Source organism: Modicisalibacter muralis, from assembly GCF_900102945.1.
GTDB classification, from domain to species: Bacteria; Pseudomonadota; Gammaproteobacteria; order Pseudomonadales; family Halomonadaceae; genus Modicisalibacter; species Modicisalibacter muralis.
Genome location: NZ_FNGI01000001.1, coordinates 615,423 through 629,330 on the forward strand (window position 1 = coordinate 615,423; position 13,908 = coordinate 629,330).

14 protein-coding genes and 1 tRNA gene are annotated in these 13,908 nt (G+C 59.7%); 13 read left to right on the forward strand and 2 right to left on the reverse strand.

The genetic code is table 11. From position 1 onward, the window contains the following. Positions 1-115: 115 nt before the first annotated feature. Complete coding sequence (locus BLR92_RS02905; protein ID WP_089725301.1) at positions 116-763, forward strand: TetR/AcrR family transcriptional regulator; 648 nt, start codon at positions 116-118, stop codon at positions 761-763. A 57-nt stretch (positions 764-820) separates the two neighbouring features. On the opposite strand, the gene BLR92_RS02910 is transcribed toward BLR92_RS02905, so the two are convergent. After that, a complete protein-coding gene (locus tag BLR92_RS02910) occupies positions 821-1,591 on the reverse strand; it encodes an outer membrane protein OmpK (protein WP_089725302.1) in 771 nt (256 codons plus the stop codon). A 357-nt stretch (positions 1,592-1,948) separates the two neighbouring features. Here BLR92_RS02910 and BLR92_RS02915 point away from each other — a divergent pair, with 357 nt between their 5' ends. The 8 genes from BLR92_RS02915 to BLR92_RS02950 all read left to right on the forward strand — a co-directional run bounded on the left by BLR92_RS02915 (position 1,949) and on the right by BLR92_RS02950 (position 10,348). After that, entirely contained in the window at positions 1,949-2,671 is a 723-nt protein-coding gene (locus BLR92_RS02915) for a GntR family transcriptional regulator (protein WP_089725304.1), read from the forward strand. Positions 2,672-2,694: 23 nt separating this feature from the next. Further along, positions 2,695-5,118 (forward strand): ATP-dependent helicase HrpB, encoded by a 2,424-nt coding sequence (hrpB, locus tag BLR92_RS02920; protein ID WP_089725306.1) that lies wholly within the window; start codon positions 2,695-2,697, stop codon positions 5,116-5,118. Between the two features lie 210 nt (positions 5,119-5,328). Next, a tRNA-Pro gene (locus tag BLR92_RS02925) sits at positions 5,329-5,405 on the forward strand. A gap of 374 nt (positions 5,406-5,779) precedes the next feature. Beyond that, complete coding sequence (locus tag BLR92_RS02930) at positions 5,780-5,953, forward strand: DUF2970 domain-containing protein (RefSeq protein WP_089725308.1); 174 nt, start codon at positions 5,780-5,782, stop codon at positions 5,951-5,953. 116 nt (positions 5,954-6,069) lie between these two features. Next, entirely contained in the window at positions 6,070-7,191 is a 1,122-nt protein-coding gene (coxB, locus tag BLR92_RS02935) for a cytochrome c oxidase subunit II (protein WP_089725309.1), read from the forward strand. Between the two features lie 58 nt (positions 7,192-7,249). Continuing rightward, positions 7,250-8,887, forward strand: coding sequence for a cytochrome c oxidase subunit I (gene ctaD / locus BLR92_RS02940; RefSeq protein ID WP_217636515.1), 1,638 nt, complete (start codon positions 7,250-7,252; stop codon positions 8,885-8,887). Positions 8,888-8,927: 40 nt separating this feature from the next. Beyond that, positions 8,928-9,491, forward strand: coding sequence for a cytochrome c oxidase assembly protein (locus BLR92_RS02945; RefSeq protein WP_089725311.1), 564 nt, complete (start codon positions 8,928-8,930; stop codon positions 9,489-9,491). Then, positions 9,488-10,348 (forward strand): cytochrome c oxidase subunit 3, encoded by an 861-nt coding sequence (locus BLR92_RS02950; protein WP_089725313.1) that lies wholly within the window; start codon positions 9,488-9,490, stop codon positions 10,346-10,348. Before BLR92_RS02945 ends, BLR92_RS02950 begins: the two co-directional genes overlap by 4 nt. Before the next feature lie 32 nt (positions 10,349-10,380). On the opposite strand, the gene BLR92_RS02955 is transcribed toward BLR92_RS02950, so the two are convergent. Next, positions 10,381-10,572, reverse strand: a complete 192-nt coding sequence (locus tag BLR92_RS02955; RefSeq protein ID WP_089725314.1) for a DUF2909 family protein — start codon at positions 10,570-10,572, stop codon at positions 10,381-10,383. Between the two features lie 15 nt (positions 10,573-10,587). Here BLR92_RS02955 and BLR92_RS02960 point away from each other — a divergent pair, with 15 nt between their 5' ends. The 4 genes from BLR92_RS02960 (at position 10,588) to cyoE (ending at position 13,883) form a co-directional block, all read left to right on the forward strand. Then, positions 10,588-11,304: an SURF1 family protein gene (locus BLR92_RS02960; protein WP_089725316.1), complete on the forward strand. Its 717-nt coding sequence runs from the start codon at positions 10,588-10,590 to the stop codon at positions 11,302-11,304. Beyond that, complete coding sequence (locus BLR92_RS02965) at positions 11,301-11,840, forward strand: hypothetical protein (protein WP_089725318.1); 540 nt, start codon at positions 11,301-11,303, stop codon at positions 11,838-11,840. Before BLR92_RS02960 ends, BLR92_RS02965 begins: the two co-directional genes overlap by 4 nt. Positions 11,841-11,932: 92 nt before the next feature. After that, on the forward strand, positions 11,933-12,976 hold the full coding sequence (locus BLR92_RS02970) for a COX15/CtaA family protein (RefSeq protein ID WP_089725320.1): 1,044 nt from the start codon (positions 11,933-11,935) through the stop codon (positions 12,974-12,976). Continuing rightward, positions 12,969-13,883, forward strand: coding sequence for a heme o synthase (gene cyoE, locus BLR92_RS02975; RefSeq protein ID WP_089725322.1), 915 nt, complete (start codon positions 12,969-12,971; stop codon positions 13,881-13,883). The genes BLR92_RS02970 and cyoE overlap by 8 nt, the downstream gene beginning before the upstream one ends. Positions 13,884-13,908 lie beyond the last annotated feature (25 nt).

Consider the following 13,908-nt stretch of genomic DNA (forward strand, 5'->3'; position numbering starts at 1 on the left):
CAAATGGTCAAGATATTTTCAGCGTGGCCCAAAGTGCTAAATAGTGCAAGTGAAAAATTGCGTGAAGTGGGGCATGTGCGGCAAGCTTGCTGCTCCCATGCCGTAGAGTGTCACGATGACGACAATACTCACGCCCGATACGACGCGTGCCCGACTGCGTAACGAACAGGCGATTCTCGAGGCGGCCGAGCAGGTCTTTGCCTGCCACGGATATCGTGGTGCCAGCGTGCAGGCGATTGCCGAGGCGGCGGGGCTGCCCAAGTCCAATGTGCTGTATTACGTGGGCAGCAAACGCCAGCTATATGTCACCTTGCTAGAACGCATGATGGGGCGCTGGAATGCCATGCTCGACGATATCAGCGTCGACGACGATCCCGCCGAAGTGCTCGAAGCCTTCATTCGCAGCAAGATGGAACTGACCCGCAGCCATCCTCAAGGCTCGCGATTGTTCGCCGCCGAGGTGCTGCAGGGCGCACCGTTCCTGCAGACATACCTGCGCGGTGAATTGAGAGACTGGGTCGATGCGCGAGCCCGGGTCTTCGAGCAATGGGCCGAGAAGGGGCTGATGGACCCGGTGGATCCGGTATGGCTGATTTTCCTGATCTGGTCTTCCACTCAGCATTACGCCGACTTCGAAGCCCAGGTGCTCAGCATCACCGACCGCGATGTGCTGAGCGAGCCCGATTATCGCAATATCACCGACTTTCTATGCCGGGTGATTCTCAAGGGCTGCGGCGTCAGGCGCGCAAGCTCTGAAACGTAAACAGCGCTTGGTGGAGTAGCGGCCCGAAGCGTACCGGGCCGCTTTCGCCGTTAATCCTCAGAGCTTCCAGGTCACCATCAACTGCGGATTGTGCTCGTCGGCACCCTCGACCCCGTACTTGTTCTTCCAGTACTGGTATTCGATACCCGCATAGAGCTTATCGCTGGCGCCCCAGAAATCTCCTACGTCCAGCAGTAGCTGCGGGGCGCTATTGATAGTCTTCTCATTGTCGCCCTCCGCCCCCGCGTAATCGAGGTGGCCCTTGAACAGCCAGTTGGTTTCGGCGATCTCGAAACTCGAGCCCCATACCAGCGTGACCTGCCAGGTGTCGCCGGGAATGTTCTTGTCGTCGCGAGCGTAGGTATTGAGCTGGAGGTAATCCATGCCGGGAACCGCCAGGTCGAAGCCCAGGCCATACAGATAGCGGCTACCGCCACCTTCAGGGGCCATTTCTATCTGGCCGGCAAGCAGCACGTCGGTGACCGGGCCGAAGCCGAGATCGGTTCCGCTTATCTTGCCGAAGCTAAGGCGTGGAGCAAACTCACCATACAGGCCGGTGTCGGTATCGCCTTCGCCCTCGGCATTGGTGTAGTCGAAGAAGAAGAAGTTATCGCCATACGCCCAGCCATTGGCCATCTCGAAGGTGGCAATGGTGGCGTCAAATTCCGAATGGTTGCCAGCACCACTGAAATCCGGGCTTACATAGCTCGAGCCCGTAAGCAGCGAGATCGATGAAGATGTCCAGGCCTGCGCGCCGGTGGCGGTAGCGATCAGGGCCAGTCCCAGAGTGGAGGCAATGAACTTGGGGGAAGATGGAGTCGGACTCATAGGTCTCTCTTTTGTATTCAATGATTGTTTTTATGTGTGTGCACACATCGGTATACAAAATAGCAAAGCGTAAGCCGATGTCACTAGCCCGGAGCGGCATCGTCTGCATATTCAAGGCTATTTATTGGCCGATGATGGATAAACGAGAAGAAAGCGATGTCATGGCGATGCTGGTAGAGGAAAAAACCAAGTGCATGACTGAAAAAGTTGATACCGTTTTTTCGGTATTGTGGGCCGTTCGAGGTTGTCGGCCTTTCACTAATGCATGCAGTCAGCGCGCTTCTTGAATACACATGGTCATCAGGCTGTGAACATGCGATGGTTATTCACACGAAACGATCATGAGGGTTGGAGGGCATGAACAAGAGCTGGAGGGATGACGTTCTAGCGGATATCGAGTCGGGTGCGCGCATCAGCGATCAGCATATCGTCGATATGATCCGCCAGGCAGTGCTCACACAGCGCCTGCCGCCGGGTACGCGGCTGCCCGAAGTCACGCTGGGTGATATTTTCGGGGTGAGCCGATCGGTGGTGCGCAAGGCGTTGACGCGGCTGGTATCGGATCATGTCATCGTTCAGCAACCCAACCAGGTAGCGCGGGTGGCGGCGCCGGACGTCGAGGAAACTCGCGAAATCTTCGCCGCACGGCGGCTGGTTGAGGGCGAAGTCGCTGCCTTGATGGCGGGCAAGCTGAGTGCCACGCAGCGCCGGGAATTGGGCCGTATCATCGATGAAGAGCATCGGGCGCATCAGCGCGGCGACGAGGCGCAGCGCGTCGAATGCTCGCTGGCGGTACATCGTTATCTGGCCGAGCACTCGCCGAACCGTGTGTTGGGTGCGATGTTGGCCGACCTGATTCTGCGTACGTCGATCGTCATAGCGCTCTACAAGCGGGCGGGCATGGAGGCGTGCTATCTCGATCACGATCATGCCGAACTGCTGAACCTGTTGGAGCATGGACCCGCCGAGCAAGCCAGCCAGCGCATGAGAGAACATTTGAGTGCGCTCGAGGCGCTGCTCGATCTGCGCCCGCAGGAAACGCGCATCGATCTAGCCTCGATTCTGGGTGGTGCCGCCTAGGCGGAGCCGCCAAGGCCGCTGTCATGTCACTACCCATCGATACCTTGCTGCCCCGCCTTTGTCAGGCATTGGCGCGGCAGACGCGCGCGTTGCTGATCGCGGCGCCCGGCGCGGGCAAGACCACGCGAGTGCCGCTGGCGCTACTCGATGAGCCCTGGTGTGTGCCGGGTCGCTTGTTGCTGCTCGAGCCGCGTCGCGTCGCCGCGCGGCTGGCGGCACGCTTCATGGCCGAGTCGCTTGGCGAGGCATTGGGCGACACGGTCGGCTATCGCGTGCGCGGTGAAAGCCGGGTCGGTCCGCATACCCGTTTGGAAGTCGTTACCCAAGGCGTGCTGACGCGCATGCTTCAGGATGACCCGATGCTGGAAGGCGTGAGCGGGATCGTCTTCGATGAGTTCCACGAGCGCAGCCTGGATGCCGACCTGGGCCTGGCGCTGGCGCTGGATGTTCAAGAGGGCCTGCGCGAGGACCTGCGCCTGTTGGTCATGTCCGCGACCCTGAACGTTGGCGCGTTACGCCGTGTGCTGGGTGACGAGACCGCGCTATTGGAAAGTGAGGGGCGCCAATTTCCGATCACGACGCATTATCGGGCGACTCCCGCGCGGGGCAAGCCGGAGCGCCATCAGGCGGCGGTAGTGCGCGAAGCGCTGGGCACGAGTCGCGGTGACATTCTGGTGTTCCTGCCCGGTCAGCGCGAGATTCGTCGACTGGCGCAAGAACTCGCAACGCTGACCGATGTACGCGTGCTGCCGCTGCACGGTCAATTGACGTTGGCACAACAGCAACAGGCCCTGCGCCGCGATGAGCAGGGCCATCGCCGCGTGGTGCTGTCCACCGCGATCGCCGAGTCGAGCGTCACCGTCGATGGCGTCGAGGTGGTGATCGATAGTGGCTGGGAACGCGTGCCACGATTTCAGCCGCGCAGTGGTCTCACCCGACTGGAGACGCATCGCCTCAATCGTGCCAGTGCCGAGCAGCGCCGGGGGCGTGCCGGTCGCCAGGGGCCCGGCTTGTGTTTTCGCTTATGGGCCGAGGAGCAGCCGCTGCCGAGCCAGGCGACACCCGAGATGCTTCAAGCCGACCTGGCCCCGTTGGCGTTCGAACTGTCTCGCTGGGGGATTGCCGATCCCGCGCAGATCAAGTGGGTCGACATGCCACCCGAAGCGGCGCTGGCCAGTGGTCGAGCGCTATTACGTCAGTTAGGGCTGCTCGATGAGGCGCATCATCTGACGGTATTGGGGCATGCGTGCGTGCGCTGGCCCATGCATCCTCGACTGGCAGTGATGTTCGAGCGTGCCGAGGCCCTCTCGGCCCGGCCGCTGGCCTGCTGGTTGGTGGCACTACTCGAGCGTCGGGATGCCATTGCCGAGTTGGATCTGACCCGACGGCTGAGTGCGCTGCCCACTGGCCGATCCCAGGGTAGTGACCGCGCCTGGTATACCGACGCCAGGCGCTGGGCGCGTCGCGCCGGATGCTCATTGACGGTTGATGACTTGACGCCACTCGGCGCGCTGCTCGCGATCGCCTATCCCGATCGCATCGCGGGGCGTATCGAGGTGGGACGCTTCAAGCTGTCCGGTGGCGGCCAGGCGCTGCTCGATGTTCGCCAGAACCTGGCGCATCAGGATTATCTGGTCGTGACTGAGTTGGATGGCGAAGCGCAGGGGGCGCGTATCTTTCGCGCGGCGCCCGTCGAACTAGCGACGCTGTTGGCACTCTACCCCCAGGCGCGAGACTGGCAGCAGCGCTTTGATTGGGATGACGAGTCGGGGCGCTTGCAGGGCGAGGAAGTGCGCGGGTTGGGCGAATTGGTTTTCGAGCGCCGAGCGGTGCAACACGTGCCAAAAGAGGCGTTGCGCCAAGCATTGCTGGATGCGCTGAAGCGTCGGGGCTGGCTTGAGTTGGGTCAGGACGCCGTGCAATTGCGTGCTCGGGTTGCGCTGCTCGAGCGCGAGCAAGGCGACGCATGGCCCGATTGGTCGGACGCCGCCCTGATGAGTGATCTGGAAGTTTGGCTAGGGCCCTACATCGATGACGCCCGGCGCCTGGACGACATCGACCGCCTGCCTTTGGCTAGCGTGCTGCTCGATCGGCTTGATTGGCCTCAGCGTCAAAGGCTGGAGCGATTGGCGCCCACGCATATTCAAGTGCCCAGCGGTTCGCGAGTGCGCATCGATTATTCGGTGTACCCGCCAGTGCTGGCGGTCAAGCTGCAGGAGCTGTTCGGGGTCGGCCAGACACCGGCAATCGTCGAGGGCAGAGTGGTGCTGATGTTGCATCTTCTGTCTCCCGCCCGCCGGCCTATTCAGGTCACGCGCGATCTGGCCAATTTCTGGCGCACGACCTATTTCGAGGTACGCAAGGACCTCAAGGGGCGCTACCCGAAGCATCCCTGGCCCGACGACCCGCTGGCGGCCATTCCCACGGCAAGAACTCGGTCACGCTAATCCAGCGCGGCAAGCTTTGTACAAGTGAGAGGACGACGAGCCTCGCATTCCACAATCGAGCGCGCGACGGGCTAACGCGCTTTCCAGGTTAACGGGCATTAGGAAACAGAGCCGATACCGCGCTTGCATTTGATGGGGAAAACGCTAGTATATGCCTCGTTCGTCACGGCTTGCATTAGCATAATGCGAAGTAATTAGGCGAACCGGTAACGGAGCGTGGCGCAGCTTGGTAGCGCGCTGCAATGGGGTTGCAGAGGTCGCAGGTTCGAATCCTGTCGCTCCGACCAAAGAAATCAGAAAACGGCCACTCGGATTTTTCCGGTGGCCTTTTTTCGTTGTCCTGAAAGCATCCGATCGATACTGCTGCTGCTCCATGGGCCGCGATGCCGTTCGTCTTATGGGGCGCGGCAAGCGAGCGCCATGCGTATCTGCCGAGTGGGCTTGCTACGTAGGTCGTATGGCTCAACCCAACCACGTTCGCGAAACTCGCGGAAGGCTCCATTAGACAAAAACCTGAGTGCGGTCTCGATCATGGCTCTAGCAAGCCGGCTCATCTTGATGCTGACGTCTATTATGCTTATGCGTTTAATCATCCCTATGTGAGCTTATGAGTCATGGAGTAGTCTTGGGGCGATGGGCAGGTCGGCGAACCGGGGGCTGCATGTGGCAGGTCATCAAATCGGTACTGGCGGCGTTCTTCGGTGTGCAGAAGGATTCCCGGCGGCGCAGCGATTTCGAACATGGCAAGCCGATCGTTTTTATCGCCACTGGCGTGGTCATGGCGCTGATCATGGTGGGGTTGGTGGTTTCCGTGGCGATGATGGCGGCGGGCTGAGTAACGTTTAATTTGAGGTTGCACGCATAGCTGAAGGATCGCTAAGTTCTTCTATACTGATTTCTAATTTACTGCTTTAGCAATGCTCCTATGTACAAAAAACCAAGGAGGAGTCGATGCGTAAGGTGCTCGTACTGGCTGTTATGGTAGTGGCAATTGCCGGATTGCAACGCAATGCTCTGGCAAGTGACTGGAACATGCCAGTCGGGGTGACCGAAATCAGCCGTAGTGTATACAGTCTGCACATGCTGATTTTCTGGATTTGCGTGGTCATCGGTGTCGTGGTTTTCGGCGCCATGTTCTATTCCCTATTCCGCTACCGACGCTCCAAGGGAGCCAAGGCCGCACATTTTCACGAGCACACCACCGTCGAAGTTTTCTGGACCACAATTCCCCTTCTGATTCTTGTCGCAATGGCCGTTCCCGCCACGGCAACCCTAAAAGAAATGTACGACACCTCCGAATCCGATCTCGATGTGCTGATTACTGGCCATCAATGGCGCTGGCAATATGAATATTTGGGCGAAGGTGTCAGTTTTTTCTCCAATTTGTCGACGCCGAGTGCTCAGATTGAGGGCGAGGCGCCAAAGGACGAACATTACTTGCTCGAGGTGGATCAGCCGTTAGTGCTGCCTGTCGATCGCAAGGTGCGGTTTCTAACGACATCGGCGGATGTCATCCATTCCTGGTGGGTTCCCGCCTTCGCGGTCAAGAAAGACGCCATGCCGGGCTTCATCAACGAAGCCTGGACGCGTATCGAGGAGCCGGGCATCTATCGTGGCCAGTGTGCCGAGTTGTGTGGCAGGAACCACGGCTTCATGCCGGTGGTAGTCCATGCCATGGAACAGGACGACTTCGATGCCTGGTTGGCCGAGCGCAAGCAGCAAGCCGCTTCGGCGGCCAATAGCGTTGATCGCGAATGGAAGATGGACGAACTGATGGCGCAGGGTGAAAAGGTTTATTCGACCATCTGTGCCGCCTGCCACCAGGCCGAGGGCCAGGGTTTGCCACCGACCTTCCCGGCGCTGGCGGGCAATCAGGCCTTGATGGACGATCTGGAAAAGCATATCGGCGTGGTGCTCAACGGTGTCTCGGAAACGGCGATGCCGGCCTTCAGTGGCACGCTCAATCCCGTGGATATCGCGGCTGTGATCACTTACGAGCGGAATGCCTGGGGTAACGAAACCGGCGATGTCATTCAGCCGTCGGATATCCAGGCGCGCTTGTCATCTGAATAGCTTTAGTTCCTATCCGCTTTGGACCCTGTCCGCAAGTTGACTGGCGAGGAGATTACCGATGGCTCCCAAGTTGCCCCCCAAGGCGCCGCTTGAGCACGGCAATAGCATCACTGGCGGTGCCTCAGCCCATGAGGGCGAGCATCATTATCGCAGTGGCCCACTACGCTGGCTATTGACCACCAATCACAAAGAGATCGGTACGCTCTATCTGATCTTTTCGCTGTCGATGTTCATGGTCGGCGGCATCATGGCGCTGGTCGTGCGGCTGGAATTGTTTCAACCCGGCTTGCAGATGGTCCAGCCCGAATTTTTCAATCAGATGACCACCATGCATGGCCTGATCATGATTTTCGGCGCGGTAATGCCGGGATTCGTCGGGCTGGCGAACTGGATGGTTCCATTGCAGGTTGGGGCGCCGGATATGGCGCTGCCACGGCTCAACAATTTCAGTTTCTGGTTGCTACCGATTGCCTTTGTCCTGCTGCTTTCAACGCTATTGATGCCAGGCGGTGGCCCCAACTTCGGTTGGACGTCCTATGCTCCGCTATCGACGACCTACGCTCCGCCATCGACGACGTTCTTTATCTTCTCGCTGCACATGGCCGGGATCAGTTCGATCCTCGGCGCGATCAACATCATTGCGACGATTCTCAACCTGCGCGCGCCGGGCATGCGGCTGATGGACATGACGCTGTTCGTCTGGACCTGGTTGATCACCGCATTCCTGCTGATCGCGGTCATGCCGGTGCTGGCCGGGGTTCTGACCATGATGCTGCTGGACATCAACTTCGGCACCAGCTTCTTCAACGCCGCGGGCGGTGGCGACCCCGTGCTCTTCCAGCATTTGTTCTGGTTCTTCGGTCATCCGGAAGTCTACATCATGATCCTGCCGGCGTTCGGCATCGTTTCGGTGATCGTTCCGACGTTTGCACGCAAGCCTTTATTTGGCTATTCCTCAATGGTTTACGCCACGGCGTCTATTGCCGTTCTGTCGTTTACGGTCTGGGCGCATCATATGTTCTCGGTGGGGCTGCCATTGGTGGCCGAGCTGTTCTTCATGTATGCGACCATGCTGATTGCCGTGCCTACCGGGGTGAAGGTGTTCAACTGGATCGCTACGCTATTTCGTGGATCGATCACCTTCGAGACGGCGATGCTGTTCGCGTTGGCCTTCATCGTATTGTTCAGCATCGGTGGTTTCTCGGGACTGATGCTGGCCATCGCCCCGGCCGATTTCCAATATCACGATACCTATTTCGTCGTCGCGCACTTCCACTACGTGCTGGTGCCCGGCGCAGTGTTCTCGATCATGGCGGCGGTCTATTACTGGTTGCCCAAGTGGACCGGCCATTATCCCGACGAGCGTCTCGGACGCTGGCATTTCTGGCTATCGGTGATCGGCGTCAATCTGCTGTTCTTTCCCATGCACTTTGCGGGTCTGGCGGGTATGCCAAGGCGTATTCCCGATTACGCCTTGCAGTTCGCCGATTTCAATATGGCGTCGAGCATCGGTGGCTTCCTGTTCGGTTTCTCGCAGCTACTGTTCATATGGGTCATCGTCAAATGCGTGCGTGGTGGGGTGAAGGCGCCGGCCAGGTCCTGGGATGGCGCCACCGACCTGGAGTGGACCGTGCCTAGTCCGGCACCGCTGCATACTTTCGAGACGCCGCCTGACATGCGTCGAATCGAGTCCTGATACGTTTCAGGCGCCTTGATCGATGCCCGGAGGAAAGCGCATGACACCTGTGCAGCGAACGGTGACGAAAACGGTAATAGCCCTGATAGGGATGGTGTGCTTCACCATTGCTCTGGTGCCCTTGTATGACGTGTTCTGTCAGATCACCGGTCTCAACGGCAAGGTTGCCAGTCAGGCGCAGCCGATCATCAGCGAAGAGGTCGATACCTCGCGTTATGTCACCGTGCAATTCATTACCCGAACCGGTAGTGGGTTGCCGTGGCGTCTGGAGCCTCTGGATCGCCAGGTTCGGGTGCATCCCGGACAGTCCTACAAGGTGTTGTTCGCCTTTACCAACTATGGTGATGAGGCTCGCCGAGGCAGGGCGGTGCCCAGTGTCAGCCCGTCCGAGGCCTCGTTGCACCTGCGCAAGGTGACGTGTTTCTGCTTTCAGGAGCAACGTCTTGAGGCCGGCGAGCATTTACGACTGCCAGTGGTCTTCCAGCTGACGACCGACCTTCCCGAGAGCGTCCATACCGTGACTCTCGCCTATACCCTGTATCCCGCGGCTAATAACCCGACACTTGGTGAGCGGGCAATGCCAGCGCAAGGAGGTGACGCATGAGTGGTGGCAGCTACTACGTACCCGCGAGCAGCAAGTGGCCGATATTCGCGGGTCTGGCATTGGCGGCAATGTTGGTTGGGTTGGGCATCCTGCTGGTCTATGGATGGGGCAGCTGGATCATGGGGTTGGGTGGCGTGGCGATCCTCGTCGTGATGGGGCTGTGGTTCCGCGATGTCATCAAGGAGTCGCGGGGAGGACTTTACGACGCGCAGATGGATCGCTCGTTTCGCTGGGGCATGGGGTGGTTCATTTTTTCCGAGGTGATGTTCTTCGCGGCGTTCTTCGGCACGCTATTTTATGTGCGTACGTTCGCCCTGCCATGGCTGGATGGAGAGGGGGCCAAAGGGGTCAGTGCCTTGCTATGGCCCGATTTCGCTGCCAGCTGGCCATTGATGAACCCACCAGGCAGTGAGATCGAAGGCCCTCGAGGAATTGCCAATCCCTGGCAACTTCCGCTGGTCAATACGTTGTTCCTGGTCACCTCCAGTATCACGCTAACCATCGCCCATGAAGGCTTGAAAGCAGGGCATCGCGATAGTGCACGTAATTGCCTGATCGTCACGCTGATATTGGGCGTGTGCTTCTTGCTGGTACAGGGCTTCGAGTATTACGAAGCCTATGCGCATCTGGGAATCACCCTGCAGGCGGGCATCTACGGCTCGACGTTCTTTCTGCTGACCGGCTTCCATGGCGCTCACGTTACCGTGGGGGCGATCATTCTCGCGTCCATGCTTTGGCGCCTGCAATGCGGCCATTTCGAACGCGATAACCATTTCGGTTTCGAAGCCGCTGCCTGGTACTGGCATTTCGTCGATGTGGTGTGGATTGGACTTTTCCTGTTCGTATATGTGTTCTAAAACAACCGAGTGAATGGCGGTCCTACGTGCCGCTAGCCGCCCAGATTGCCGGCATAAAAGCCGTAAAGCAGCAGTGCTACCAGCAGGGCGGCCAGGCCGACGCGGACCTTCAGTGATGTCAGTAAGCGTCGCGACTGGCTTGAGTCATGCAGCAGAAAACCCGCGCCGGCCATTAAGCTGCCAAGCATGGCGAGAAAGACGATGGCGATCAGCACTTCGAGCATGAGGAACTCCTGTCGATGGGATCCGTTAGTTCAAACAAGCCCGAGAGCGACGTCAAGTGGCAATCGCTCTGGTGGCTGGGCTGGAGCCTGCTGATCGTGCTGGGATTGGTGCTGGGGGCCTGGCAATGGCAGCGTGCCGAGGAGAAGCGCGACTACCTGGCGCGTCTGGAGGCCGCGCCGACCCTTGAGACACCTACCCAAGCCCCACCCGAGGGCTCCGAGGTCCACTTGCAGGGCCATTATGTGCCGCAAGCGACTCGCTTTCTCGATAATCGTGTGCTCAACGGCCGTGTCGGTGTCGCTGTACTGACGCCACTGGTCGACGACGAAGGGCGCTGGTGGTTGGTCGAGCGTGGCTTCGTGCCTATCGGCCCGCAACGCGAGGATCCGGTCATCGACACGCCTTCGGGACGGGTCGAAGTGAGCGGGCAGTGGCAGGTCGCTGGTGAACGCGCGCCGGTTTTCGGCCCCAACCAGCAAGGGCGTTGGCTACAGAGTATCGTCCTGGAGGCCTGGCAACGCTCCAAGCGCTTCGCGCATCCCGGCTGGCTTCATCAAGTGTCGGGAGCCGGCGCCTTTGCCAGTTGGTGGAAGCCCAGCGTGATGCCACCCAGCCGTCACATCGGTTATGCCATCCAATGGTGGGGGCTCGCGTTGGCGGCTGCCGCCGTCATGGTTTTTGGAAGGCGTTACGCCTTCGTGAGTCGCCACGCCGTGAAGGAGAAATCATGATAGGAAGGTTGTCGTCGGACACTCGGCAGCGCTTGAAGCTGTTGGCATTGATTGCGCTTTTTGCCGGGCCAATGCTGGTGGCCTGGATCATGGTCGAATGGCGTGTCGGCATTCCCGACGAGCGAGTTGCGCATGGAGAATTGATGCCTTCGTTACCGCCATTGGCGCAGTGGCCATTGGAAAAGCCCAATCCGGTAGTCGAATCGGATGACTGGGTGTTGGCCTACGCGTGTGACGGCGATGACTGCGAGGTAGTGGCGGATCGCTGGTGGCGCCTACACCGTGCATTGGGCAAGGACGCGACGCGAGTCATCCGCCTGCGCCTTGGCGCGCGCGAGGCGCCGCTGCCCGGCGAAGTGGCAGGGCCGTGGCTACAGCGCCCTGACTGGAGCGATGAAGGGGAGCTATGGTTCATCGACCCGGAGGGACGTGTGGTGCTTGCTTATGAGGCTGGGCAGAAAGCCGACGGCGTGCTTGACGATGTGAAGCGACTGCTGAAGATGAATCCCGAGCCCGCGCTGGCCTCGAGAGAATAACGTCACACCGGCGCAAGCTTGAAAACCACCGAATCGATAGCCTTCGTCGGCGGTCGATTCACAGCAACTGATGGCTGAAGGGGGCGCTGCTGATGGATGCGGTTGACGCCAGGGTGCGTTGGGCCAGGCTGCTAAGTCTTCTCGGCGTGCTGTTCACGTTCGTAGTGGTGCTGCTGGGAGCCTGGACGCGTCTGGTCGATGCTGGGCTGGGTTGCCCTGATTGGCCTGGCTGCTACGGTCAGTTGGTGGTTCCCGACAATAGCGTGGCTCTGGCGCACTCGCCTGAGGTTCCATTACAGGTGGGCAAGGCCTGGATGGAAATGATTCACCGCTATGTAGCGACGAGCCTGGGTTTACTGGTGCTGATACTCACATGGTTGGCTTGGCGTATGCGCCGGCAAAGCCATTGTGTGCTGCGGACCAGCCTGTTGCTGTTGGCCATGATCGTCGTCCAGGGTGTCTTCGGTGCCTTGACCGTGACGCTGAAGCTGTGGCCCCAGGTCGTCACGTTGCATCTGCTGGGTGGGTTGAGCGTGATGCTGTTGTTTCTGTGGTTACATCTGCGCTGGCGCCAGATCGGGCGCGCAGCGGCAGCGAAGCGCTTGGCGCGTCCGGGTGGGTTGTGGCTGCTTGCCGTCGTCCTGTTGATTGGCCAGCTCGCCCTGGGTGGCTGGACATCGAGCAATTACGCGGGGCTCGCCTGTCAGGGAATCCCGATGTGCAATGGCCAATGGTGGCCGGCCATGGATTGGGCCGAAGGGTTGGATCTGACGCAGACGATTGGTCCGAGTTATTTGTACGGTCAGTTGCACGGCGAGGCACGTACGGCGATTCATATGGCTCACCGCTTGGGTGCCGTGGCATTGGGTATTGTGCTGTTGCTATTGGCTTGGCGCCATCGACATCGGCGGCATTTGCGCCCTTGTCTGGCAATGCTGCTTGGCGGGTACGGCCTGCAGTTGGCATTGGGTATCGCCAATGTACTGTTATGGTTGCCGTTAGGACTGGCCTTGGCGCATACCGCGGGGGCGGCGCTATTGGTCCTGGCGATGACATTGACTATCTGGCGTGTGGCCGACCTGTCCGATGGGTGGCATATGGTGAACAAGGCAAAGAAGGAGTGGGTCCATGCGTGATGTCATGATCTCGCAAGCGCCGCAGGTGGTTGCCCCTTGGCAATGGCGTGACTTTATTACACTGGGCAAGCCCCGGGTCGTTGTGGTCATGCTGGTCTGTGCGCTGGTGGGCATGGCCTTGGCCGTGCCAGGATTGCCACCGACGAAGGCCGTGGTGTTGGGGCTGGTGGGAATAGGGCTAGCAGCCTCGGGCGCGGCGGCTTTCAACCATGTACTCGACCGGCGCCTGGATGCCCTGATGCTGCGTACCGCGAGTCGCCCTTTGGCCACGCGAAGATTACCCACGCCGCTGGCATTGGGCTGGGCCGGGCTGCTGTCGGTATCGGGCATTGGCCTGCTGGCCTGGCAGGTGAATGCCTTGACGGCCTGGCTGACGCTCGCCTCGCTGATCGGCTATGCGCTGATTTATACCGCTTTTCTCAAACGGGCCACGCCGCAGAACATCACCATCGGTGGCTTGGCCGGGGCGGCACCACCGCTGCTGGGTTGGGCGGCGGTGAGTGGCGAGGTGCATCCCGATGCGCTGCTGCTGGTGTTGATCGTGTTCGCTTGGACGCCTCCGCATTTCTGGGCATTGGCGATCCATAAACGAGACGAATATGCTCGCGCCAAAGTGCCGATGCTACCGGTGACACACGGCGAGGCCTTCACCCGCTTGCAAATATGGCTGTATAGCTGGCTTACGGTGGCGGTCACACTGCTACCGTTTGCCACGGGAATGAGCGGCATCGTCTACCTGGTCGGTATCACCGCGCTCAATGCACGCTTCATGGTCTGGTATTGGCGTGTCTGGCGGGGCCGTGATTCTCAAGCGCCAATCGGTGCCTTCTGGTTCTCGATCCGCTATATCCTGGGTGTTTTCGCCATTCTGCTGCTCGATCATTACGCCGTCTTAGCTGGGGTGTAGCGGCCTCGGCGAACGCTGCCGGCCA

Bases quoted from the DNA above. Each gene is read 5' to 3' on its own strand.
- BLR92_RS02905 (WP_089725301.1), top strand. From the start codon at position 116: ATGACGACAATACTCACGCCCGATACGACGCGTGCCCGACTGCGTAAC.
- BLR92_RS02910 (WP_089725302.1), bottom strand. From the start codon at position 1,591: ATGAGTCCGACTCCATCTTCCCCCAAGTTCATTGCCTCCACTCTGGGA.
- BLR92_RS02915 (WP_089725304.1), top strand. From the start codon at position 1,949: ATGAACAAGAGCTGGAGGGATGACGTTCTAGCGGATATCGAGTCGGGT.
- hrpB (WP_089725306.1), top strand. From the start codon at position 2,695: ATGTCACTACCCATCGATACCTTGCTGCCCCGCCTTTGTCAGGCATTG.
- BLR92_RS02930 (WP_089725308.1), top strand. From the start codon at position 5,780: ATGTGGCAGGTCATCAAATCGGTACTGGCGGCGTTCTTCGGTGTGCAG.
- coxB (WP_089725309.1), top strand. From the start codon at position 6,070: ATGCGTAAGGTGCTCGTACTGGCTGTTATGGTAGTGGCAATTGCCGGA.
- ctaD (WP_217636515.1), top strand. From the start codon at position 7,250: ATGGCTCCCAAGTTGCCCCCCAAGGCGCCGCTTGAGCACGGCAATAGC.
- BLR92_RS02945 (WP_089725311.1), top strand. From the start codon at position 8,928: ATGACACCTGTGCAGCGAACGGTGACGAAAACGGTAATAGCCCTGATA.
- BLR92_RS02950 (WP_089725313.1), top strand. From the start codon at position 9,488: ATGAGTGGTGGCAGCTACTACGTACCCGCGAGCAGCAAGTGGCCGATA.
- BLR92_RS02955 (WP_089725314.1), bottom strand. From the start codon at position 10,572: ATGCTCGAAGTGCTGATCGCCATCGTCTTTCTCGCCATGCTTGGCAGC.
- BLR92_RS02960 (WP_089725316.1), top strand. From the start codon at position 10,588: ATGGGATCCGTTAGTTCAAACAAGCCCGAGAGCGACGTCAAGTGGCAA.
- BLR92_RS02965 (WP_089725318.1), top strand. From the start codon at position 11,301: ATGATAGGAAGGTTGTCGTCGGACACTCGGCAGCGCTTGAAGCTGTTG.
- BLR92_RS02970 (WP_089725320.1), top strand. From the start codon at position 11,933: ATGGATGCGGTTGACGCCAGGGTGCGTTGGGCCAGGCTGCTAAGTCTT.
- cyoE (WP_089725322.1), top strand. From the start codon at position 12,969: ATGCGTGATGTCATGATCTCGCAAGCGCCGCAGGTGGTTGCCCCTTGG.